The organism is Streptomyces alfalfae (assembly GCF_004127445.1).
Classification (GTDB): domain Bacteria; phylum Actinomycetota; class Actinomycetes; order Streptomycetales; family Streptomycetaceae; genus Streptomyces; species Streptomyces alfalfae.
In genome coordinates, this window is sequence record NZ_QEXM01000051.1 from 204,665 (window position 1) to 227,224 (window position 22,560).

At 72.0% G+C, this 22,560-nt stretch carries 17 protein-coding genes; 15 read left to right on the plus strand and 2 right to left on the minus strand.

What is annotated here, in order from left to right:
* Positions 1-76: 76 nt before the first annotated feature.
* The 7 genes from DCW30_RS32935 (at position 77) to DCW30_RS32965 (ending at position 7,170) form a co-directional block, all read left to right on the plus strand.
* Complete coding sequence (locus DCW30_RS32935) at positions 77-1,018, plus strand: carbohydrate ABC transporter permease (protein WP_062781311.1); 942 nt, start codon at positions 77-79, stop codon at positions 1,016-1,018.
* On the plus strand, positions 1,015-1,896 hold the full coding sequence (locus DCW30_RS32940) for a carbohydrate ABC transporter permease (protein WP_079107702.1): 882 nt from the start codon (positions 1,015-1,017) through the stop codon (positions 1,894-1,896). The genes DCW30_RS32935 and DCW30_RS32940 overlap by 4 nt, the downstream gene beginning before the upstream one ends.
* A 179-nt stretch (positions 1,897-2,075) precedes the next feature.
* Positions 2,076-2,798, plus strand: coding sequence for a VWA domain-containing protein (locus DCW30_RS32945; protein WP_076686766.1), 723 nt, complete (start codon positions 2,076-2,078; stop codon positions 2,796-2,798).
* Between the two features lie 126 nt (positions 2,799-2,924).
* A complete protein-coding gene (locus DCW30_RS32950; protein WP_076686767.1) occupies positions 2,925-3,497 on the plus strand; it encodes a dihydrofolate reductase family protein in 573 nt (190 codons plus the stop codon).
* A 234-nt stretch (positions 3,498-3,731) separates the two neighbouring features.
* The gene (locus DCW30_RS32955; RefSeq protein WP_037661310.1) at positions 3,732-3,935 is read left to right on the plus strand and encodes a cold-shock protein; all 204 of its coding nucleotides are present in this window, start codon (positions 3,732-3,734) and stop codon (positions 3,933-3,935) included.
* 142 nt (positions 3,936-4,077) lie between these two features.
* On the plus strand, positions 4,078-5,625 hold the full coding sequence (locus DCW30_RS32960; RefSeq protein WP_062781290.1) for a DEAD/DEAH box helicase: 1,548 nt from the start codon (positions 4,078-4,080) through the stop codon (positions 5,623-5,625).
* A gap of 687 nt (positions 5,626-6,312) precedes the next feature.
* On the plus strand, positions 6,313-7,170 hold the full coding sequence (locus DCW30_RS32965) for a pentapeptide repeat-containing protein (RefSeq protein WP_076686768.1): 858 nt from the start codon (positions 6,313-6,315) through the stop codon (positions 7,168-7,170).
* Between the two features lie 127 nt (positions 7,171-7,297).
* On the opposite strand, the gene DCW30_RS32970 is transcribed toward DCW30_RS32965, so the two are convergent.
* Positions 7,298-8,260 (minus strand): hypothetical protein, encoded by a 963-nt coding sequence (locus DCW30_RS32970; RefSeq protein ID WP_076686769.1) that lies wholly within the window; start codon positions 8,258-8,260, stop codon positions 7,298-7,300.
* A gap of 274 nt (positions 8,261-8,534) precedes the next feature.
* Between DCW30_RS32970 and DCW30_RS32975 the strand changes: the two genes are divergently transcribed.
* Complete coding sequence (locus tag DCW30_RS32975) at positions 8,535-9,311, plus strand: S1 family peptidase (RefSeq protein ID WP_373568987.1); 777 nt, start codon at positions 8,535-8,537, stop codon at positions 9,309-9,311.
* A 189-nt stretch (positions 9,312-9,500) separates the two neighbouring features.
* Positions 9,501-12,608, plus strand: a complete 3,108-nt coding sequence (locus DCW30_RS32980) for an endo-alpha-N-acetylgalactosaminidase family protein (RefSeq protein ID WP_076686771.1) — start codon at positions 9,501-9,503, stop codon at positions 12,606-12,608.
* 68 nt (positions 12,609-12,676) lie between these two features.
* Here the strand turns inward: DCW30_RS32980 and DCW30_RS32985 are convergent, their stop codons facing one another.
* Positions 12,677-14,428, minus strand: a complete 1,752-nt coding sequence (locus DCW30_RS32985; protein ID WP_076686772.1) for a glycoside hydrolase family 35 protein — start codon at positions 14,426-14,428, stop codon at positions 12,677-12,679.
* Between the two features lie 132 nt (positions 14,429-14,560).
* On the opposite strand from DCW30_RS32985, the gene DCW30_RS32990 reads away from it, so the two are divergent.
* The 6 genes from DCW30_RS32990 to DCW30_RS33015 all read left to right on the plus strand — a co-directional run bounded on the left by DCW30_RS32990 (position 14,561) and on the right by DCW30_RS33015 (position 22,548).
* Positions 14,561-15,469: a helix-turn-helix domain-containing protein gene (locus tag DCW30_RS32990; RefSeq protein WP_076686773.1), complete on the plus strand. Its 909-nt coding sequence runs from the start codon at positions 14,561-14,563 to the stop codon at positions 15,467-15,469.
* Between the two features lie 11 nt (positions 15,470-15,480).
* Complete coding sequence (locus DCW30_RS32995) at positions 15,481-15,879, plus strand: chorismate mutase (protein WP_076686774.1); 399 nt, start codon at positions 15,481-15,483, stop codon at positions 15,877-15,879.
* 71 nt (positions 15,880-15,950) lie between these two features.
* Positions 15,951-18,515, plus strand: a complete 2,565-nt coding sequence (gene pepN, locus DCW30_RS33000) for an aminopeptidase N (protein WP_076686775.1) — start codon at positions 15,951-15,953, stop codon at positions 18,513-18,515.
* A 142-nt stretch (positions 18,516-18,657) separates the two neighbouring features.
* Positions 18,658-19,515, plus strand: coding sequence for an SDR family oxidoreductase (locus DCW30_RS33005; protein WP_076686776.1), 858 nt, complete (start codon positions 18,658-18,660; stop codon positions 19,513-19,515).
* A 163-nt stretch (positions 19,516-19,678) separates the two neighbouring features.
* Positions 19,679-21,103, plus strand: coding sequence for a pyridoxal phosphate-dependent decarboxylase family protein (locus DCW30_RS33010; protein ID WP_076686777.1), 1,425 nt, complete (start codon positions 19,679-19,681; stop codon positions 21,101-21,103).
* Positions 21,100-22,548 (plus strand): lysine N(6)-hydroxylase/L-ornithine N(5)-oxygenase family protein, encoded by a 1,449-nt coding sequence (locus DCW30_RS33015; protein WP_076686778.1) that lies wholly within the window; start codon positions 21,100-21,102, stop codon positions 22,546-22,548. Before DCW30_RS33010 ends, DCW30_RS33015 begins: the two co-directional genes overlap by 4 nt.
* The last annotated feature ends 12 nt before the right edge of the window (positions 22,549-22,560 follow it).

Sequence of the window (22,560 nt, forward strand, 5' to 3'; positions counted from 1 at the left end):
AGTGAAGGACGCGACAGTCGTGACAGACACGCTCGTCGCCGGCGGGCCGGAGGAGACTCCGGCCCGCCGCGGCCCCCTGAAGCAGGACACCGGCGGAGCCGAAGCGGCCCGCCGCCGCAAGAACCTGATCAACCTCACCCGGCCCTGGCTCCTGCTCGCCCCCTCCCTGGTGGTCCTCGCGGGCCTGCTGCTCTGGCCGCTGATCCAGGTCGGCAAGCTCTCCCTCCAGGACTACGCCGTCAAGTTCGGCGGCGGCGTCGGCACCTACACCGGGTTCGACCACTACAGCGACCTGCTCTCCAGCAGCCTGCTGTGGAAGACCGTCCTGCCCAACACCGTCTTCTTCGCCCTCGCCTGCGTCGGCCTCACCGTCGCGCTCGGCACCCTCGTGGCGCTGCTGCTCAACCGCCTCGGCGCCACCTGGCGGCTGATCTGCTCCATCGCGATCCTCGCCGCCTGGGCCATGCCCGCGGTGACCGGCACGTACGTGTGGATCTGGCTCTTCCAGCCGCAGGACGGCATGGTCAGCCAGATCGCGGGCTCGATCGGCCTGATCGACCCCGAGACCACCAACTGGTTCACCGAACGCGGACCGTTCTACGCCATCGCCACCCTGAACGTCATCCACCACGGCTTCCCGTTCGTCGCCATCACCGTCCTCGCGGGCCTGATGACGATCCCCAAGGAGCTGTACGAGGCCGGGGAACTGGACGGCGCCAACGCCTGGCAGCGGTTCTGGAACATCACCGTGCCGACGATCAAGCCCGTCTTCCTCGTGGTGACCATCCTCTCCACCATCTGGGACTTCAAGGTCTTCACCCAGATCTACCTGCAACCCGGCGGCGACGGCTCCAACGAAGAGGTCTACAACCTCGGCGTCTTCTCCTACATCCAGGCCTTCGCCAAGAACGACTACGGCGCGGGCGCGGCGGCGGCCGTCCTGCTGACCCTGCTGCTCCTGCTCATCACGATCGTCTACATCCGCACGCTGTTCCGACAGGGGGAGGAGGACCTGTGACCACCGCCAAGCTCCAGGCCCGGCCGGCGCCCCGGCCCACGGCCGCATCGGGCCGCCGCACCTCACTCGCCTCACGCGTCGGACTGCCGGTGGCGGTCATCGCGCTGCTGGTCTTCACGCTCTTCCCCGTGTACTGGATGATCTCCACGGCACTCGACCCCAAGGCGATCAGCCGCGGCTCGGACGTGCTGCCGAGCGGCATCAGCTTCGAACACTTCACGTTCGTCTTCGAGAAGGGCAACTTCGGCACCTACCTGCTGAACTCCGCCCTCGTCGGCCTCGCCACGATTGTCGCCGCCGCGCTGCTCTCACTCTTCGCGGCCATCGCGGTGGCCCGGTTCAAGTTCCGCTTCCGCACCTCCGTGCTGATCATGATCCTGATCGTGCAGATGGTGCCGCTGGAGGCGCTCGTCATCCCGCTCTTCATCCAGATGCGGGACTACGAACTGCTCAACTCCCTGCTGGGCCTGAGCATCGTCTACATCGCGCTGTCCCTGCCCTTCGCGATCTGGACGCTGCGCGGCTTCGTCGCCACCATCCCCAAGGAGGTGGAGGAGGCCGCCTACATCGACGGCGCGTCCTGGTTCCGGATGTTCCGGTCGGTCCTTCTGCCGCTGGTCGGACCCGGACTGGTCGCCACGTCGATCTTCGCCTTCATCACGGCGTGGAACGAGTTCGTCTTCGCGTACACCTTCATGAAGGGCAGCGACAAGTACACCGCCGCCGTCGGCATCTACCAGTTCTTCGGGGAGAACTCGACGTCCTGGGGACCCGTCATGGCCAGCTCCACGCTGGTCACCGTGCCGGTGATGATCTTCTTCGTGATCGTCCACCGCAAGCTGGGCTCGGGCCTGGCGGCGGGCGCGGTCAAGGGCTGACACCGCCCCGGGTGTACGGGGTCAGAGCGCCCCGAACGTCTCCCCGTACACCTGCGCGCCGGGCCGCCGGGCGCGCTGTCCCCCTCCCCGCCGAGAAGGCACACGGCCGGGAAACGCGTACGCTCGGCCGCTGACGATCATGCGCGGCGGCGGCCGGGCGCGGGAGAGCGGAGCGGCACATGGGACCGGCGATCAGTCTGCGCAAGGTGGAGGAGTCCGCGCCCGCGCTGGTCAGCCTCTACAAGAGCGCCGGCGCCTCCCTGCGCGAGCACGGCCTGGACGGGGCGCGGGCCGCGGTCTACCTCGTCATCGACTACTCCGGCTCCATGCGGCCCTACTACCGGGACGGCAGCGTCCAGGCCCTGGCCGACCGCGTCCTCGGCCTCTCCGCGCACCTCGACGACGACGGCCGCGTGCCCACCGTCTTCTTCTCCACGGACGTCGACGCGGTGACCGACATCGCGCTCGACCGCCACCGCGGCCGCGTCGACGAGATCGTCGCCGGGCTCGGACACATGGGCAGGACCAGCTACCACCTGGCCATGGACGCCGTCATCGACCACTACCTGGACAGCGGCTCCACCGCCCCCGCCCTCGTGGTCTTCCAGACCGACGGCGGCCCCGTCAACAAGCTCGCCGCCGAGCGGTACCTGTGCAAGGCGGCGAAGCTCCCGCTGTTCTGGCAGTTCATCGGCTTCGGCGACCCGGAGAGCAAGCAGTTCGACTACCTCCGCAAGCTCGACGAGCTCGCCGTCCCCGCCAGGCGCCCGGTCGACAACGCGGGCTTCTTCCACGCGGGGGACGACCCGCGGGCGGTGCCGGACGAGAGGCTCTACGACCGCCTGGTGGGGGAGTTCCCCGCCTGGCTCGCGGCGGCGCGGACGAGCGGGATCGTGGCCTAGCAGGACCCGCCGGAAGAAGGCGGCCGACGACCGATGAGTTCCCCGGGCCCCCGCGGTCGAAGAACATGTGCAGAACACACGGCGCACGCCCGCCGCGGCCCCGCCCCGAGACCCGAGGAACCCCCGATGCGCACTCTCATCAGCACCGCCTTCATCTCCCTCGACGGCGTCGTCGAGGCCCCCGGCGGCGAGCCCGGCTACCGTAACTCCGGGTGGACCTTCAAGGACATGGAGTTCCTCCCCGAGGCCTTCGAGATCAAGGGCCGGGAGCAGAAGGAGGCAGCCGCGATGCTGCTCGGCCGCGTCAGCTACGAGTCCTTCAGCCCGGTCTGGCCCGACATGGAGGACTTCGCCGACTACAGGCCGATGCCGAAGTACGTCGTGTCCAGCACCCTCACCGAGGACGAGCTGGTGACGAACTGGGGCGAGACCACGATCCTGCGCACCCTCGACGACGTCGCCGCGCTGAAGGAGACCGAGGGCGGCCCGATCATCGTCCACGGCAGCGCCACCCTGAACCAGGGCCTCTCCGACGCCGGCCTTATCGACCGCTACCACCTGCTCGTCTTCCCGCTCCTGCTCGGCGCGGGCAAGCGACTGTTCAGCACGACGGACAAGGACACCCAGAAGCTGCGGCTCGTCGAGCACGAGGCCTACGCGAACGGCCTCCAGAAGAACGTCTTCGACGTCGTCCGCTAGGCGGCCGCACACCCCCGCGGACCACGGCCGCGGCGGCCGGGAACAACCGGCCGCCGCGGCATGTTAAAGTTATGTGTTGCAGTTTTGGTACCCATGAACTTTATGTGCGCCTGACGGGAATGCTCCGAGGGCGCATATTTGTTTTTTCCGGTTCTCTCCGGATGGGGTCAATGCAGCGCTGGAGTATCACAATTCGGTGATCCTCCATACTCTGCCCCTGTTGAGGAGATTGACATGGCAACCGGCACCGTTAAGTGGTTCAACTCGGAAAAGGGCTTCGGCTTCATCGAGCAGGACGGCGGCGGCCCCGACGTCTTCGCCCACTACTCCAACATCGCGTCCTCGGGCTTCCGTGAGCTCCTGGAGGGCCAGAAGGTCTCCTTCGACGTGACCCAGGGCCAGAAGGGCCTGCAGGCCGAGAACATCGTTCCTGCCTGATCGTCGCAGCGCGCGAACCTCAAAGCCGAGGCCCGCACCTTCGGGTGCGGGCCTCGGCTTGCGCTGTCATCGGGCCCGACGGGCCCAGAGCCGCACCGGCTCAGAGGTCCGGAAAGTCCAGCGACCAGGAAGGCATTACTGCATGAACCGCTCCGAAGGCCCGGCACGACCCGCACGCAAGCGACCCACCAACGCGGGCGGCAGGGGTCGGCCGAACGGACAGGCGAAGGGCGGCTCCGCGAGGAAGCCCGCGAGCCGTAAGCCCAAGCCCGCGCAGGGCGGCGAGTTCGCGCTGCCCGAGAGCCTCACGCCCGCACTGCCGGCCGTCGAGGCCTTCGCCGACCTGGACATGCCCGAGGCCCTCCTGAAGACGCTGGCCGCCCAGGGCGTCACGGCGCCCTTCCCGATCCAGGCCGCCACCCTCCCGAACTCCCTCGCGGGCCGCGACATCCTCGGCCGCGGGCGCACCGGATCCGGCAAGACCCTGGCCTTCGGCCTCGCCCTCCTGGCCCGTACGGCGGGCCGGCGCGCCGAGTCGAAGTCGCCGCTCGCCATGGTCCTGGTCCCCACACGTGAGCTGGCCCAGCAGGTGACGGACGCGCTCACCCCGTACGCCACCTCGGTCAACCTCCGCCTCGCCACCGTCGTCGGCGGCCTGTCGATCAGCAAGCAGTCGAACACGCTGCGTCGCGGCGCCGAGGTCCTCGTGGCCACGCCGGGACGCCTCAAGGACCTGATCGAACGCGGCGACTGCGACCTGTCCCAGGTGCGCACGACGGTCCTCGACGAGGCCGACCAGATGGCCGACATGGGCTTCATGCCGCAGGTCACGGCCCTGCTCAAGCAGGTCGAGCAGGGCGGCCAGACCATGCTGTTCTCGGCGACGCTGGACAAGAACATCGACCGCCTGGTCCGGATGTTCCTCACCGACCCCGTGGTGCACTCCGTGGACCCCTCGGCGGGTGCGGTGACGACGATGGAGCACCACGTCCTCTACGTCGCCGACGAGACGGACAAGAAGGCCGTCGCCATGCGGATCGCCGCCCGCGAGGGTCGCGTGATCATGTTCCTGGACACCAAGCGCGCCGTGGACCGCTTCACCAAGCGGCTCCTCGCCAACGGCGTACGGGCCTCCGGCCTGCACGGCGGACGCTCGCAGCCGCAGCGCAACCGGACCCTCGACCAGTTCAAGACCGGCCAGGTCACGGCGCTCGTCGCCACCAACGTCGCGGCGCGCGGCATCCACGTCGACGACCTCGACCTGGTCGTCAACGTCGACCCGCCCACGGACCACAAGGACTACCTCCACCGCGGCGGGCGCACCGCGCGGGCCGGGGAGTCCGGCAGCGTCGTCACCCTCGTCCTCCCCGAGGAGAAGCGGGACATGACGCGGCTGATGTCCGACGCGGACATCCGTCCCCGGACGGCTCGGATCTCCTCCTCCGACGAGGAGCTCGTACGGATCACCGGGGCGCGGGAGCCTTCCGGGGTGCCGGTGGTCATCGAGGTCCCGCAGCCCGCGCAGCAGCCCGCCGGGCAGGGTTCGCGCCGACGCCGCCCCCGTGGCGGCGGCTCCGCCGGGGGCCCCTCCGGGCAGGGGCAGCGCCGGGTTCCCCGCCAGGGCGGCGGCCAGCCCCGCAGGGGCCGTCCGGCCGGGGGAGCGCAGGGGGGCCGCCGCAGCGCGGCGTAACGCTGCCGCTGTGCCTTGACCGCCGCCCCCCGGCCCCCCGCAGCCGTGCGCGCCCGGGGGCCGCGGGGCCCCTCGGCGCCCTGACCGTCTCCCCCCCGGCTCTCCCGCCGCGCCGGCTCCGCGGCGGGATTCCCCACCCGCCCGCCCGTGACCGGCGGCGGTGGCCTCCCCGTAGGGGCGGAAAGCCGGAAGCCGGTGGAAGCCAGCTGCCGGAAGCCGGAAGCCGGAAGCCGGAAGCCGGAAGCCGGAAGCCGGGGCGGGTGGCGGGAGCCGGGGCGGGAGCCGGAAGCCGGTGGAAGCCGGTGAAAGCCAGCTGCCGGAAGCCGGAACGGGTGGCGGGAGCCGGTGGAAGCCAGCTGCCGGAAGCCGGGACGGGCGGTGGTCGATGACGAGACCGGAGGGGACGTGTCGGTATGTCCGCCCGGAGCACAGCGGTCAGAGGTGCCCGAGCCGAAGCACGAGACGCCCGCGCCAAGTTAGCGAGGACGGACATACCGGCGCGGCCCCGCCCCCCGACGAACAAGCGCACCACCCCCAACCCGGCACCACCCCCCAACCCGGCACCGGCCCCGGCGGACGACCCCGGCCCCGTCGGCGGACCCACCGCACCCCCCGGTAAACCCCCGCAGCCCCGCCATAGCAGAATCGTCACACCACGCCCCCCCCCGAGACGCCCGAAGGACCCCCATGGCCCCGGAGCACCGCCGCGCCCCCGTCGCGCTGCCGCTGGTCGGAGACGGCCCCGCCGCGCTCCGCGCCGACTGCGCCAACTGCTTCGGGCTCTGCTGCGTCGCCCTCACCTTCGCCAGGTCCACGGACTTCGCCGTGGACAAGGCCGCAGGCCGGCCCTGCACCAACCTCCGCGAGGACTACCGCTGCGGAATCCACGGCGACCTCCGGAACAAGGGCTTCCAGGGCTGCACGGTCTACGACTGCTTCGGCGCGGGCCAGCACGTCTCGCAGCACACCTTCGACGGCAGGAGCTGGCGCGAGGACAAGGACGCCGCCCGCCAGATGTTCGAGGTCTTCCCGGTCATGCGGCAGCTCCACGAACTCCTCTGGTACCTGACGGACGCACTGAGCCGCCCCCGGACCGCCCCGATCACCGCGGAGCTGAAGCAGGCCCTGGCCGAGACGGAGCGCTTGGCCGCGGGCACCCCCCAGGCCGTGGCCGACGTGGACGTGGCCGCGCACCGCCAGGACGTCAACGTCCTCCTCCTGCGCACCAGCGAACTGGTCCGCAAGGGCAACACCGGCAAGAAGAAGCAGCGCAGAGGCGCCGATCTCGTCGGCGCCCGGCTCAGGTCCGCGGACCTCAAGGGCGCGGACCTCCGCGGCGCCTACCTGATCGGCGCCGACCTGCGCGACGCGGACCTGCGGGAGGCCGACCTCATCGGCGCCGACTTCCGGGACACGGATCTGCGCGGCGCGGACCTCACCGACGCGCTGTTCCTCACGCGGTCACAGGTGAACGCGGCCAGGGGCGACGCCCGCACGAAGCTGCCGAAGATCCTGGACCGCCCGAGCCACTGGACACAGGCCTAACCCCAGCCGCAGCACCAGCCCTGGAACCGGCCCCACCCCAGGAACCGGCCCCACTCCAGGAACAGGCCCCACCCCAGGAACCGGCCCCACCCCAGCTACCAACCCCACCCCCAGGCCGAAGGCCCGCCTACGTGTCACAGTCGAGCACGGCCCGGCACAACCCGCACCGCACCCGCACCCGCCCCTGAACCGGCACCCGTATCCGCTGCCGGCAGACCGGGCACGCGAACGCCACCCGAAGCGTCCCCGCCCCACCCCCGGAGAACGAGTACCCCCCGGCGGCCCCGGCCCCGGCGTCGGCCCCGGCCCCGGCCCCGGCCCCGGCCCCGGCGTCGGCGTCGGCCCCGCCCCCGCCCCCGAACCCCCCGCGCTCCACGGCGCACCGCCGGTCCTTGGCGTACCGCCGCTTCCCCGCCCACCCGGCCGCCGTCAGCGGAGGCTGCCGCTCGTCGCGGCGGGCCCGGGCCAGGCCCTTGGTGTACGCGGTGTAGGCCTGCGCGCTGGTGAACCACGTCTCCGGGGCCTCGCCGAAGGCCGAGGCCCGCTTGGCGAGGACGTATCCGTACTCCTCCGGCGTCAGATAGCCCAGCTTCTGCGAGGACGCGCCGTCCTCGCGGTAGGCATCGAGAAGCAGCCACCCGGCGCCCAGGTACGCGGCGGCGGTGTCGGTCAGGATCTCGTTGGCGCGGGTGCCGGGGAAGGTCAGGTCGAGGCGGTGCAGATACACGTGCATGACCTCGTGGGCGAGGGCCGCGCCGATGTCCCGCCGGTGGGTGCGGAAACGGTCGTTGAGCTCGACGAAGTACTCGGGCCCTGCGGCGAGTTCGACGGAGGCCGCGTGCCGCATCTCGCGGAAGCCGACGATCACGCGGGCGTCGGGCAGGCGCAGGTGCCGCACCATCTCGCGGGCCACGCGCTGCGCGCCCAGATGCAGGTCGTCCTGGTCGCTGAAGGCCACGTCGGCGGGGGCCACGCTGGTGTCGAAGGCGCGGATGGTGTCGTACGAAAGGCGTTTGTAGAGCGCGGTGATGGCGGCACGGACGGTCTCCAGATGGGGATAACCGTGCACGACAGGCCCACCGTCCGCCACGCCCCCACCCCCTGACGCCTACCCGCCCCCGACGCCTGCCCACCCCACTGTACGACCGCCCTCCGGCGCCCGGACCCGGCCGCGCACGACAAGCCGTGGCCGGAAACCGCCCCTTGTCCTGAGCGGACATCGATCTCCATAATCCGCAGCAACGCTTTTGGCGGGCTCATGCCACCCGCACGCACTCCGTGCGGTCGGCAGGGGCCCGCTCAGGCGTGTATCCCCCCACGAACCCCCCACGAAGGGAAGACAATTGAACACCAAGCTGCGTGGAGTGAAGAGAGCCGCCACCCTCGGCGCGATCGCTCTGGCCACCGTCAGCCTTCAGCCCCTGGCCGCTCAGGCGGCGCCGGACCCGGGCCCCCAGCCGGGTGAGCGCATCGTCGGCGGCACCCCCGCCGAGCAGGGCGAGTTCCCGTTCATGGTCCGTCTGTCGATGGGCTGTGGCGGCGCGCTGTACGCCCAGGACGTCGTCCTGACCGCCGCCCACTGCGTGGACGGCTCCGGCGACAACACCGGCATCACCGCCACCGGCGGTGTCGTGGACCTGGAGAGCCCCGACGCGATCAGCGTGAAGTCCACCAAGGTCCTCCAGGCCCCCGGCTACGACGGCAAGGGCAAGGACTGGGCGCTCGTCAAGCTCGCCAAGCCGATCGACCAGCCCACGCTGAAGATCGCCAAGGACACCCAGTACAACGAGGGCGACTTCACCGTCGCCGGCTGGGGCGCCGACAAGGAGGGCGGCCAGCAGCAGCGCCACCTCCTCAAGGCCACCGTCCCGTTCGTCAGCGACGCCGACTGCGAGGCCGCGTACGGCGAGGACCTGACGCCCGGTGAGGAGCTCTGCGCGGGCAAGCTCGCCGAGGGCGGCACGGACACCTGCCAGGGCGACTCGGGCGGCCCGATGTTCCGCAAGGACGAGGCCGGCGAGTACATCCAGGTCGGCATCGTGAGCTGGGGCAACGGCTGCGCGCGGCCGAAGTTCCCCGGCGTCTACACCGAGGTGTCGACCTTCGCTGCCGACATAGAGAAGGCCGCCGCGGAACTCTGAGTCCCGCCACGGCCGACGCTCCACAGCCTCACGCACGGGGCGCCCGCGAACCGCGGGCGCCCCGTCGCGCTGCCAGGACCGCCCCACGGACCCGTTAGTCCAACAGCTGCCCCTCCTTTGTCCATGGGCGTCCCCGCCGGACCCGCGCATCGTGTTCGGCACGAATCTCCGTCCGTCGAGGGGTGTCGCATGCTGCCGTCGAACAGGTCAGGGCCGAGCCGCAGAGCCGTGGTCGCCACGGGCGCGATGGCCGGGGTGGGCGCCGCCCTCGGGGCGGCCGGAAGCGCGTTCGGCGCGCCCGGCGCCGGCAAGCGCCCCGCGGGCGAGGTGGTCCTGCGCTCGGCGCGCCTCGACGTCCGTGTCGCGGGCGACTTCCCGCGCGTCGTCTCCTACACCGACCGCGCGAGCGGCGCCGTGCTGCACGGCCGGCCGGAGCCGCTGAGCACGGTGCTCATCGACGAGGCCGAGCGGACGCCGCAGGTCACCGCTGTGCCAGGCGGGGACCGCATCTCGTACGACATGGTCTTCGACGGCGGTACCCGGATCGGCGTGGAGATCGCGGTCAAGGGGTGGCAGGTCCACTGGCGGGTCACCCGGATCGCGGACACCGCGGCGCTGCGGGTCGGCACCCTGCGGATACCCGGGCTCGGCCTGCTCTCCGTACGCGACGACCAGCCCGGCGCCGCCCTGCTCGCCGCCAAGGTGCAGCTGGACAAGGCCAAGAGCGGCGACACGCTCGTCCGGCCGGGTAAGGACACGCCCGCCGAGGCGGCCGTCGGATGCGCCTACGCCGTCGTCGCGCACGACGGGCTCGGCGGAGCGGTCGAGACGAACACCGTCTACGACAAGCCCACCGGCGAGGCGGGCACCACCTGGGAGAACGGCCGGCTGTGGCGCGAGACGGTGCGAAACGGCGACCGGGTGGAGGTCAGGCTGAGCCCGGGGCAGTGGACGCACCGTGCCGCGACCGCGCCCGTCGACGCCACCGAACCCCTCCCGTACGCCACCGTCGTGATCACCGGCGACCGCAACGGCGACGGCAAGGTCGACTGGCAGGACGCCGCGATCGCCTTCCGCGACATCATGGTGACGCCGCTCGGCGCCGACGAACAGCATCTGCGGGTCGTCCCGCACATCCCGTTCAACTTCGCCTCCCAGGCCACCAACCCCTTCCTCGCCACCCTCGACAACGTCAAGCGCGTCCACCTGGCGACCGACGGCCTCGGCCAGTACACGCTCCTGAAGGGCTACCAGTCCGAGGGCCACGACTCCGCCCACCCCGACTACGCGGGCAACTACAACGAGCGCGCGGGCGGCCTCGACGACCTCAACACCCTGGTCCGCGAGGGCAAGAAGTGGAACAGCACCTTCGGCGTGCACGTCAACGCCACCGAGTCCTACCCCGTCGCGAACGCCTTCTCCGAGAAGCTCGTCGACAGACGCGACGAGCAGTGGGACTGGCTCGACCAGAGCTACCGCATCGACCAGCGCCGCGACCTCGTCTCCGGTGACATCGTGCGCCGCTTCGCCGATCTGCGCGCCCAGACCGACGACGGCCTGGACGCCCTGTACATCGACGTGTTCCGCGAGTCGGGCTGGACCTCCGACCGCCTCCAGCGCGCCCTGCGCGCACAGGGCTGGACCATCACCACGGAGTGGGGCCACGGCTTCGAACGCTCCGCGGTCTGGTCGCACTGGGCCACCGAGACCGACTACGGCGGCGACACCTCGCGCGGCATCAACTCCCGCCTGATCCGCTTCGTCCGCAACCACCAGAAGGACGTCTTCGCCGACAAGTGGCCCACCCTCCTCGGCGTCGCCCGCATGGGCAACTTCGAGGGCTGGGTCGGCAAGACCGACTGGCACGCGTTCTACGAGCTGATCTGGACCCACTCGCTGCCCGCCAAGTACCTCCAGGCGTACCCCGTCAAGACGTGGGGCGAGCACGAGATCACCTTCTTCGGCGCGGCGGGCTCCCGCGCACGCGGGACGACCGTCTCCGACGCCTCCGGCACGCGGCGCATCACCACGGACGGACACCTCGTCTACGAGGACGGCCGCTACCTGCTGCCCTGGGAGCCCCGCGAGGCCACCGATCCCGCCAAGCTGTACCACTACCACCCCACCGGCGGCAGCAGCGAATGGCGTCTTCCGCGCGGGTGGGCGAAGCGTTCCCGCGTCGCCCTGTACCGGCTCACCGACCAGGGCAGGGTCTTCGAGTCATACGTCTCCGTGGTGGGCGGCAAGGTCACCCTGGAGGCGGAGGCGAAGCAGCCCTACGTCCTCTACCGCGAGCGGGCCGCCGCCCTGCCCGACCCGCGCTGGGGCGAGGGCACCCCCCTGCACGACCCGGGCTTCCACTCCGGCTCCCTGAAGGGCTGGAAGGCCAGCGGGCCCGCCGCCGTGGAGCTCAGCGCGCTCGGCGACCCCGAGCTGGTCATCGGCGCGGGCGGCGCGGCCTCCGTCGGACAGCGGCTCGCCCGCCTCAAGGCCGGTACGTACGTCGCCTCCGTGCAGGTCGAGGTCGGCGAGAAGGCGGGGGAGCGGCGCAAGGCCTCCCTGGAGGTGCGCACCGCCGACGGCGTCACCGCCGCCAACTTCACCGAGACCTCCACCGCCGGCAACCACGTGGCCGCCGACCGCAAGCACGGCACCCGCTTCCAGCGCATGTCCACCCGCTTCACCGTCCCCCGGGGCGGCGGCGCCGCCGAGCTGACCCTGCGGGCCGAGGCGGGCCACGCGCGCGTGCGCTTCGACAACGTACGCGTCGTCCCCGCGCAGCCTGTGAGACCGCCCCGCGGCACCCTCGTCCACGAGGACTTCGAACACGTCCCGCAGGGCTGGGGCCCGTTCGTCAAGGGCGACGCCGGCGGCGCCACCGACCCGCGCACCCACATCGCCCAGCGCCACGCGCCCTACACCCAGCGCGGCTGGAACGGCAAGGAGATCGACGACGTCATCGACGGCGCCAACTCCCTGAAGTCACGCGGCGAGAACACCGGGCTCGTCTACCGCACCGTCCCGCACACCGTCCGCTTCACCCCGGGCAAGCGCTACCGCGTCTCCTTGCGCCACGAGAACGAGAAGGCCGGCCAGTACGCCTGGATCACCGCCGTCGACACCCCCGCCACCCGGGAACTCGACCGCAAGGACCTTCCCGTCGCGACGACGCCCACCACCCTCACCTACGAGTTCACCGCCCCCGACGACGGTGAGGCCTGGGTGGGCCTGCGCAAGACCGGCGACGACGGCACGGCGGAGTTCGTGCTCGACGCCTTCGAGGTACGGGAGGTCTGAGCGCCGCACCGGCCGCGCGCACCCGCCCGGTGCGCGCGGCCCTCACCGCGGCGCGACCCGCCCCCGCCTCACCGCAGCGCGACCCGCTCGCCGCCCTCCTCCAGCTCAAGGACCCACACCTCGTTCTCACCCTCCCGCAGCACCGGCCCCGGCACATACAGGGACCTCTGCGGGCCCACCGACCAGTAACGCCCCAGGTTGAAGCCGTTCACCCACACGAAGCCACGCGTGAAGCCCGGCAGCTCCAGCGCGGCGTCACCCGCGCCCCGCACGGACAGCGCACCCCGGTACAGGCCCGGACGCCCCCGCCCCTGACCACCCCCGGGGATCTCCCGCACCGCCGGCGCCACGTCGAACGCGTCGAGCCGCAGCCCCCGCGCCCGCACACCGTGCAGATACTGCCGCTCGTGCAGGACACCCCCCTCGATGCCCTTCGGCTCACCCAGGCGCGGCCCGTAGTTGACCCGCCCCAGGGACTCCACCCACAGCTCCACGCGCGCGTGCCCCGCGACCGGCACCCCGAGGACGGGCTCGTCCTCGGTCAGGACCCCCGCCCGCTCCCCGTCCACGTACACCACCGCCCGGTCGCGCAGCCCCCGCACCGACAGCGGACAGGGCCCGCGCGGACCGGGCACCGTCAGCGCGTACCGCACCAGGCCGCGGTCCACGTCCAGCTCCTCGAAGGTCGGCGGGACGGCGTGCTCCGCCTCCGGGGTCCCGAGACGGTCAAGGACCGCATCCAGCGGCGCCCAGTCGGCGAGCGCCGCCGAGACCGGGGCGCCGAGCACCGGCAGCGGTGCCGGCGGCTCGGGCAGGGGCCCCGGCGCATACCGTGCGAGGACGTCCCTGAACGCCTCGAACTTCGCCGTGGGGCGGCCGTGCTCGTCGATCGGCGCGTCATAGTCGTACGAGGTCACATCGGGCTCCAGAGCCCCGTCGTGCAGCGCGCCGCCCCCGCGGTTGGCGCCCGCCCAGCCCGCGAAGTTCGTGCCGCCGTGCGCCATGTACAGATTCACCGACGCCCCGCACTCCAGGATCTCCGCCAGCGCCGCCGCCGCGTCGCCCGCGTCCCGTACGACGTGCTCCGCCCCCCAGTGGTCGAACCAGCCGCACCAGAACTCCATGCACATCAGCGGCCCCGACGGGCGGTGCTCCCGCAGCTTCGCGAACGCCGCCCGCGCGCCCGAGCCGAAGTTGACCGTGGCGAGGACGCCGGGCAGCGAACCGCCGCTCAGCATGTGGTCCTCCGGGCCGTCCGAGGTGAACAGCGGCACCCGCACCCCCGCCGCCCGCAGCAGGTCGGCGAGGTGGGCCAGATACACCCGGTCCGAGCCGTAGCTGCCGTACTCGTTCTCGACCTGCACCATGATCACGGGCCCGCCGCCGGGGCCGCCGTGCTGCCGCGGCACGACCTCCCGCAGCAGCCGCCGGAACCAGCGCCCCACATGCCCCAGATACTCCTCGTCACGCGTCCGCGCACGCGCCCCCACCACACCCGTCAGCCAGTGCGGAAGCCCCCCGTTCTCCCACTCCGCGCAGATGTAGGGGCCCGGCCGCACGATCGCCCACAGGCCCGCCTCCCGCACCGCGTCCAGGAAACGGCCGAGGGCCTCCACGTCCCGGTAGTCACCCGGACCCGGCTCGTGCAGGTTCCACGGCACATAGGTCTCCACACAGTTCAGACCCAGCGCCCGCAGCATCGCCAGCCGGTGCCTCCACTGCTCCTCGTGCACCCGGAAGTAGTGCAGCGCGCCGGAGAGCAGCCGGACCGGCCGCCCGTCCAGCTCGAAACCGTCCGCGCCGACCCTGAAACCGTCCACCGTGTCCCCCTCGCTCCCAGCACGCCCACCCACGATCACCTCTGGCGGGCGGCGGGGTCCATGGACAAAGATCGGGTCCGGTTGGACGCAGCGAGCGGGTCGGAGGCCCGGCCCGCACCGGAAGGGGCACGGATGTACCACACGTGGATGCGGTATTTCACTCCCAGCCCGGCCCACCACCGGCTCGGTCTCGCCTGCCTCGGCGTGGGCCTCCAGCACGGACAGCTGCCGACCGTGGGCCCCCGCACCCTCGACCACCACGTCGCCGTCGTCATCAGCGCGGGCACCGGCTGGTTCCGCGGCCCCGACGGACGGCGTACGACGGTGACCGCACCCGCCCTCATCTGGCTCACCCCCGGCGTGCGCCACCACTACGGGCCCGACCCCGACACCGGCTGGGACGAGTGCTTCGTCGACTTCACCGGACCCGCCACCGCCACCTACACCGAACTCGGCTACATCGAGGCCGCCAGAGCCGTCGTACCCCTCTCCGACGCCGCGGGCCCCCGCGCCGCCGTCGGCCGCATCGCCCGCGCCGCCCGCCGCGGCAACCCCCTCCTCGAAGTCGAGACCGGAGCCGCCGTCCACGAACTCCTCGTCGCCCTGCGCCGCGCCCGCGCCGACATCGCGCCCGACGGCGACCCCGTGCTCCAGGCCCTCGCCCGCGACGCCTTCCAGCCCCTGTCCGTCGCCGAACACGCGGCCCGGCACGGCATGACCCCCGCCGAACTGCGCACCGCCGTACGCCGCGGCGCCGGATGCAGCCCCAAGGACTACCTCCTCGGCATCCGCCTCGGCCGCGCCAAGGAACTCCTCGCCGCCACCGAGCTGCCCGTCGCCGCCGTGGCCCGCCGCGTCGGCTACGACGACCCGGCGTACTTCTCCCGCCTTTTCACCCGCCGCGTCGGCGCCGCCCCCGTCCGCTTCCGCGAACAGCAGGGCAGGGCCGTACCCGGCGGCTGGTCCCAGCAGGTACCCGACCCCGACCACCCGCCGATTCTGCGCTCTTCCGCCGCGAGCGGCCCCCACACGGCAACGTAGGCTCGTGGCCCATGACCACCAGCCACACCAGTGACGGACACGGCGCGAACGCCCCCAGGAACGCGGACGCGCCCACGAACGCGGACGCCCCCGCGGACAACGGCGCCGGCGCCGCCGACGAGCAGGCCGTCCGCGCCGAGCTGTCCCGCCTGCGCGACAGCATCGACAACATCGACGCGGCCGTCGTCCACATGCTCGCCGAGCGCTTCAAGTGCACCCAGCAGGTCGGCCACCTCAAGGCCAACCACCACCTGCCGCCCGCCGACCCCGCCCGCGAGGCCCGCCAGATCGCCCGCCTGCGGGAACTCGCCGAGAACGCCAAGCTCGACCCGGCGTTCGCCGAGAAACTCCTCAACTTCATCATCGCCGAGGTGATCCGCCACCACGAGACGATCGCCAAGTCCTCTTAGGCCCGCCCAGCGCGCGGGCGCCGAGAACCGAGTCCTACGCCGATACCGGTGACATCGGGCAGCATGGGGCCATGCCCGTACTGACGCGCGACGAAGCGCAGACCCGTGCCCAGCTCATCGATGTCCACCGGTACACGGTCGAACTCGATCTGACCCGGGCGGCCGACCCCGCCTGCGAGACCTTCGCGTCACACACCGCCATCCGCTTCAGCGCCCGCGCGGACGGCGCGACCTTCGTCGAGCTGAAGCCCGCCACCCTGCGCTCCGCCACCCTCGACGGGCAGCCCCTCGACACCACCGCACTCGACGGCAACCGCCTCACCCTCGACGGCCTCACCCCCGGCGAACACGAGCTCCGCGTCGACGCCACCATGCGCTACTCGCACACCGGCGAAGGCATGCACCGCTTCACCGACCCCAGCGACGGCGAGACCTACCTCTACACCCAGCTGTTCATGGAAGACGTCCAGCGCGTCTTCGCCGCCTTCGACCAACCCGACCTGAAGGCCGTCTTCGAGGTGACCGTCACCGCTCCCGAGAGCTGGACCGTCCTCGCCAACGGCGTCACCGAACACCTCGGCGGCGGAAAGTGGCGGGCCGCACCCACCCCCCGCGTCTCCACCTACCTCGTCGCCGTCGCCGCGGGCCCCTGGCACTCCGTACGCACCGAACACCGCGGCCTGCCCTTCGGCCTCCACTGCCGCCGCTCACTCGCCCCCTTCCTGGAGGCCGACGCCGACGAGCTCCTCGACATCACCCGCGCCTGCTTCGACCGCTTCCACGACACATTCGACGAGCCCTACCCCTTCGACTCCTACGACCAGGCGTTCGTCCCCGAATTCAACGCCGGCGCCATGGAGAACCCCGGACTCGTCACCTTCCGCGACGAGTACGTCTTCCGCTCCGCCGTCACCGACACCGAACGCCGGAGCCGCGCCGTCACCATCGCCCACGAGATGGCCCACATGTGGTTCGGCGACCTCGTCACCCTGCGCTGGTGGGACGACATCTGGCTGAACGAGTCCTTCGCCGAGTACATGGGCTACCAGATCACCGCCGAAGCCACCCTCCCCCGAGCTCTCAACTCCGTTCGAGCAGGGGATACCCCATCCACCGACCCGTGGACCGACTTCGCCATCGCCCGCAAAGCCTGGGGCTACGACGCCGACCAGCGCCCCTCCACCCACCCCGTGGCCCCCGACCCCGACGCCGTGCCCGACACCGCGTCCGCGCTGCTCAACTTCGACGGCATCTCCTACGCCAAGGGCGCGAGCGCCCTGCGCCAGCTCGTCACCTGGCTCGGCGAGAAGGACTTCCTCGCCGGCATCAACACCCACTTCGCCCGCCACAAGTTCTCCAACGCCACCCTCGCCGACTTCATCGACTCCCTCGCCCACGCCACCGACCGCGACGTCCACTCCTGGGCCGCGGCATGGCTGCGCACGACCGGCGTCGACACCCTGACCTCCAAGGTCAACCACGCCGGACGCCAGTGGACCCTCGACATCGACCGCGACGGAGGCCGCACCGACGGCCGCCCCCACCGCGTCACCGTCGGCGTCTACGACCGCGACCTCGCGGGCGGCCCCGCACTCGTCCTGCGCGAGCGCTTCGAGACCGACGTGCCCGCCACCACCACCGTCGAACGCGACGGCGGCTGCCCCGCCCTCGTCGTCCCCAACGACCAGGACGTCACCTACGCCAAGATCCGCCTCGACGCGGCATCCCAGGAGACCGCCCTCGCGAGCCTCTCCCGGGTCCCCGACCCCCTCACCCGCGCCGTCCTGTGGAACAGCCTGCGCGACATGGTCCGCGACGGCGAACTCGCCCCCGCCCGCTACCTGAGGGCCGCCCAGACCCACCTCCCCGAGGAGAGCGACCTCGCCGTCGTCCAAGGCGTCCTCACCTTCGCCACCACCCACATCGCCGGCCGCTACACGGGCCCCGACGAACGGCCCGCCGCCCTCGCCACCCTCGGCGAACTCTGCCGCGACCTGATCCGCCGCACCGAGGACGGCTCCCACCCGGGCCTGCGCCTCACCGCCGTCCGCGGCGCCATCAACGTCGCCACCCAGCCCGCACCCCTGGAGGCCTGGCTCACCGAGGGCACCGTCCCCGGCGGCCCCGAACTCGACCCCGAACTGCGCTGGCACATCCTCGCCCGCCTCGCCGTCCTCGACGCCACCGACGAGGCCGCCATCACCGCCGAACTGGCCCGCGACCCCAGCGCCACCGGCCAGGAAGGCGCCGCACGCTGCCGCGCCGCACTGCCCGACGCCGCCGCCAAACAGGCCGCGTGGGAGGCCATGTTCGCCACCGACGACCTGTCCAACTACCTCCTCAAGGCCACCGCCCAGGGCTTCTGGCAGCCCGAACAGGCCGACTTCGTACGCGAGTACGTGCCGCGCTACTACGAGGACGCCGTTGCCGTGGCCGCCCGCCGCGGCCCCGCCATCGCCGCCGTCATCGGCGGCTTCGCCTTCCCCGCCCCGCTCGTCGACACCGAAACCCTCCGCCTCGGCGAACGCTGCCTGCGCGACACCGACCCCACCCCCGCCCTGCGCCGCAGACTCACCGACCAACTCGACGACCTCGCACGGGCCCTGCGCGTACGCGAGGGCGACGGCACGGCCTGACCCCGGACCGCCCGACGTAGGTCCCGCGGCCTACACCCCCTGGTCCCAACCGACGATCCGACACCCGGCAGGCCCGACCTAGGCTCGATCGAGAACCGGGCCGGGCCCGCCGCCCCGGCCCCTCCAGCCCAGAGGAGCCCCCATGATCGTCGTGACCGGAGCCACCGGGAACGTAGGCCGCGCCCTCGTCGACCGCCTCGGCGCCGAAGGCGCCCCCGTACGCGCCCTGACCCGCGACCCCCGGCGAGCCCGGCTCCACCCGGCCGCCACCGTCGCACGGCTCGACCTCGCCGACGAACACACCGCCCCCGACGACCTCACCACCGCACTCAAGGGCGCCACCCGGCTCTTCCTCCACCTGCGGGCCGCGGGCGACCACACCGCGGCACTCCTCCGAGCCGCCGCCGAGGCCGGAGTCACCCACGTCACCGTCCTGTCGTCCGGCATCATCCAAGAAGGCGCCGACACCAGCCACCCCATCCACGTCATGCACGCCGAACTCGAAGCCCACGTCCGGCACAGCGGCCTCGACCACACCCTCCTGCGGCCCAACGCCTTCGCCACCAACTCCCTGCAATGGGCACCCCAGACACACGTCGGCGACACCGTCCGCGGCCCCTTCGCCCAAGCCGCCACCGCCCCCATCCACGAGGCCGACATCGCCGAAGTCGCCGCCCGCACCCTCCTCGACGACACCCACCGGGGCGCCGTCCACCGCCTCACCGGGCCCCACGCCCTCACCACCGAACAGCAGATCCACGCCATCGGCACCGCACTCGGCAGGCCCCTGCGCTTCATCGACGTACCCCCCGAGGACATCGGCCCCGAGACGTTCCCGCACGTCCCGCCGCAGATGCTGCCCGCCCTCCTCGCCTCCTTCGCCGAAACCGTCGGCGTCGAACCCGAGATCACCACCACCGTCGAAACCGTCACCGGCCGCCCCGCCCGCACCTTCGACCAGTGGGCCCACGATCACAGGGACGACTTCCGCAAACCCTGACCCCACACCCTCCCGCCCGGCCCTAGCACCCCGCCGGGCGCCACCACGCGGCACCAGTACGCAAGTACCACTTTCGGGTTCCGTTCCCCGAAGTACCCGGGCAAACGGTGCGTGCGTTGTACAGGCTGGTCCCCCTGTACGCGCGCATCCGGAGGACACGCCCATGAGCACCCCGCCGCCCCTCGCCGGAGGCGCCCACGGCCCCGATGCCCTCCGGCCCCTGCTCGCCACCACCCTCGACGCCCTCTGCCAAGGCGCCACAGCCCGCCGGGGCCCCCTGCCCGCAGGGGGCCCCGCAGCCGTCACCGACCGCCTCCGCACCGCCGCCCTACCCCTCCTCCCCGAACACGGCGAAGGCGCCGAAACCGCCCTGCGCACCCTCGTCCACGCACTCGCCGAAGGCACCGCCGACCCCGCCGACCCCCTCTGCGCCGCCCACCTGCACTGCCCACCCCTCGCCGTCGCAGCCGCCGCCGACCTCGCCGCGTCCGCACTCAACCCCTCCATGGACTCCTGGGACCAGGCACCCGCCGCCTCCGCACTCGAAGCACTCCTCACCCGCACCCTCACCGCCCTGATCCACGAGAACGGCGACGCCCTCGTCACCACCGGCGGCACCGAGGCCAACCAGCTCGCCCTCCTCCTCGCCCGCGAGCACCCCACCACCCAAGACCCCCCACGCCTCCTCATCGGCGCCAACGCCCACCACAGCCTCGCCCGCGCCACCTGGCTCCTCGGCCTGCCCGCCCCCCACGTCATCCCCACCCCCACCGGCACCCTCGACCCCGCCGCCCTCGACGAAGCCCTCACCACCCTCGCCGACCGACCCGGCACCCCCCTCGTCGCCGCCACCGCCGGCACCACCGACGCCGGACTCATCGACCCCCTCGACGACATCGCCGACGTCTGCGCCACCCACACCGCCCGCCTCCACATCGACGCCGCCTACGGCGCGGGCCTCCTCTTCAGCGACGCACGCAAACACCTCGTCCACGGCATCCACCGCGCCGACACCGTCACCCTCGACCTGCACAAATTCGGCTGGCAACCCGCAGCCGCCGGCCTCCTCGCCGTACGCGAGCCCACCGACCTCACCGCACTCACCCACAGCGCCGACTACCTCAACGCCGACGACGACACCGAAGCAGGCCTGCCCGACCTCCTCGGCCGCTCCCTGCGCACCACCCGCCGCCCCGACATCCTCAAGATCGCCGTCACCCTCAAGGCCCTCGGCCGCCAAGGCCTCGGCGCCCTCGTCGACCACGTCTGCGACCGCGCCCACGAGCTCGCCGCCCTCATCGACAAGCACCCCCGCCTCGAACTCCACGCCACCCCCACCATCAGCACCGTCCTCTTCCGCCCCACCGACGCCGACGACCACGACATCGCCCGCCTCCGCAGACACCTCCTCGACCTCGGCGCCGCCGTCCTCGGCCGCGCCGACCTCGCAGGACAGCGCTGGCTCAAAGCAACCCTGCTCAACCCCCACACCCGCACCGAAGACCTCACCGAACTCCTCGCCCGCGTCGACCACCACCACCCGGCCCCCACCACCCCCCACCCCACGGAAGGAACCACCCGCCGATGACCGGCACGCCCGACCAGCCAGGACCCGAGCCGCTCACCACCCCCGAAGCCCCCCGCGACCTGGTCGGCATCGGCATCGGACCCTTCAACCTCTCCCTCGCCGCCCTCGCCCAGCCCCTCACCGGACTCGACACCGCCTTCTACGACCAGCGGCCCGCCTTCCACTGGCACCCCGGACTCCTCATCGAAGGCGCCACCCTCCAAGTCCCCTTCCTCGCCGACCTCGTCACCCTCGCCGACCCCGCCAACCCCTGGACCTTTCTCAACTACCTCAAGACCCGCGAACGCCTCTACCCCTTCTACTTCGCCGAGCGCTTCCACATCCAACGCGCCGAATACGACGCCTACTGCCGCTGGGTCAGCGAGAACCTCCCCGCACTCCACTTCCGCCACCACGTCGACGCCGTCCGCTGGAACCCCGAACACGCACTCTTCGAAGTCGACCACACCCGACTCGACACCCAAGGAGAAGCCGAAGCCCTCTGCCGCACCCACACCAAGAACATCGCCCTCGGCATCGGCACCGCCCCCCACATCCCCGAACCCCTCAAACCCCTCACCCAGGCGCCCGGCGTCCCCGTCATCCACTCCGCCGACTACCTCGACCACCGCGACACCCTCCTGAAGGCCGAACACATCACCGTCATCGGCTCCGGCCAGTCAGGCGCCGAGATCTTCCTCGACCTGCTCCGCGCCCGCCCCACCGGACACGAAAAACTCCACTGGCTCGCCCGTACCGAAGCCTTCGCACCCATGGAGTACTCCAAGCTCGGCCTCGAACACTTCACCCCCGACTACACCCGCTATTTCCACGCACTCCCCGAAGCCGTACGCGACGGCCTCACCCCCCGCCAATGGCAACTCCACAAAGGCATCGACGCCGACACCATCGCCGCCATCCACGACCAGCTCTACCAACGCACCCTCCACGGCGGCTGGCCCGACGCCGTCCTCACCCCCGGCGTCGCCGTACGCACCGCCGGACGCGTCGGCGCCACCCGCGTCGAACTCCACCTGGAACACCTCCAGCAAGGCACCCGCTCCCGCCTCACCACCGACGCCGTCATCCTCGCCACCGGCTACCACGAACGCCCCCTCGACCAACTCCTCGCCGGACTCGACCCCCACATCCGCAAGGACACCGCCGACCGCCCCCGTATCGACGAGCAGTACCGCCTCGACCTCGACCCCGCCATCACCCGCACCGGCAGCAACATCTACGTACAGAACGCCGAACGCCACAGCCACGGCGTCGGCGCCCCCGACCTCGGCCTCGCCGCCTGGCGCAGCGCCACCATCCTCAACACCCTCACCGGCGCCCACCCCTACCCACTGCCGGCCCGCACCGCCTTCACCAGCTTCGGCCTCCAGAGCCCCCACACCCCCGGCGCCACCACCGGACCCATCGGCGGACAACGCGGAAAACTCGTCCGCCTCAAAAGCTGAGACGACACCCCC

What these genes read in the sequence shown, in the direction of transcription:
- DCW30_RS33010 (WP_076686777.1), top strand. Translation starts at nt 19,679, where the DNA reads ATGAGCACCCCGCCGCCCCTCGCCGGAGGCGCCCACGGCCCCGATGCC.
- DCW30_RS32950 (WP_076686767.1), top strand. Translation starts at nt 2,925, where the DNA reads ATGCGCACTCTCATCAGCACCGCCTTCATCTCCCTCGACGGCGTCGTC.
- DCW30_RS32945 (WP_076686766.1), top strand. Translation starts at nt 2,076, where the DNA reads ATGGGACCGGCGATCAGTCTGCGCAAGGTGGAGGAGTCCGCGCCCGCG.
- DCW30_RS33005 (WP_076686776.1), top strand. Translation starts at nt 18,658, where the DNA reads ATGATCGTCGTGACCGGAGCCACCGGGAACGTAGGCCGCGCCCTCGTC.
- DCW30_RS32990 (WP_076686773.1), top strand. Translation starts at nt 14,561, where the DNA reads ATGTACCACACGTGGATGCGGTATTTCACTCCCAGCCCGGCCCACCAC.
- DCW30_RS32980 (WP_076686771.1), top strand. Translation starts at nt 9,501, where the DNA reads ATGCTGCCGTCGAACAGGTCAGGGCCGAGCCGCAGAGCCGTGGTCGCC.
- DCW30_RS32960 (WP_062781290.1), top strand. Translation starts at nt 4,078, where the DNA reads ATGAACCGCTCCGAAGGCCCGGCACGACCCGCACGCAAGCGACCCACC.
- pepN (WP_076686775.1), top strand. Translation starts at nt 15,951, where the DNA reads ATGCCCGTACTGACGCGCGACGAAGCGCAGACCCGTGCCCAGCTCATC.
- DCW30_RS32965 (WP_076686768.1), top strand. Translation starts at nt 6,313, where the DNA reads ATGGCCCCGGAGCACCGCCGCGCCCCCGTCGCGCTGCCGCTGGTCGGA.
- DCW30_RS32955 (WP_037661310.1), top strand. Translation starts at nt 3,732, where the DNA reads ATGGCAACCGGCACCGTTAAGTGGTTCAACTCGGAAAAGGGCTTCGGC.
- DCW30_RS33015 (WP_076686778.1), top strand. Translation starts at nt 21,100, where the DNA reads ATGACCGGCACGCCCGACCAGCCAGGACCCGAGCCGCTCACCACCCCC.
- DCW30_RS32995 (WP_076686774.1), top strand. Translation starts at nt 15,481, where the DNA reads ATGACCACCAGCCACACCAGTGACGGACACGGCGCGAACGCCCCCAGG.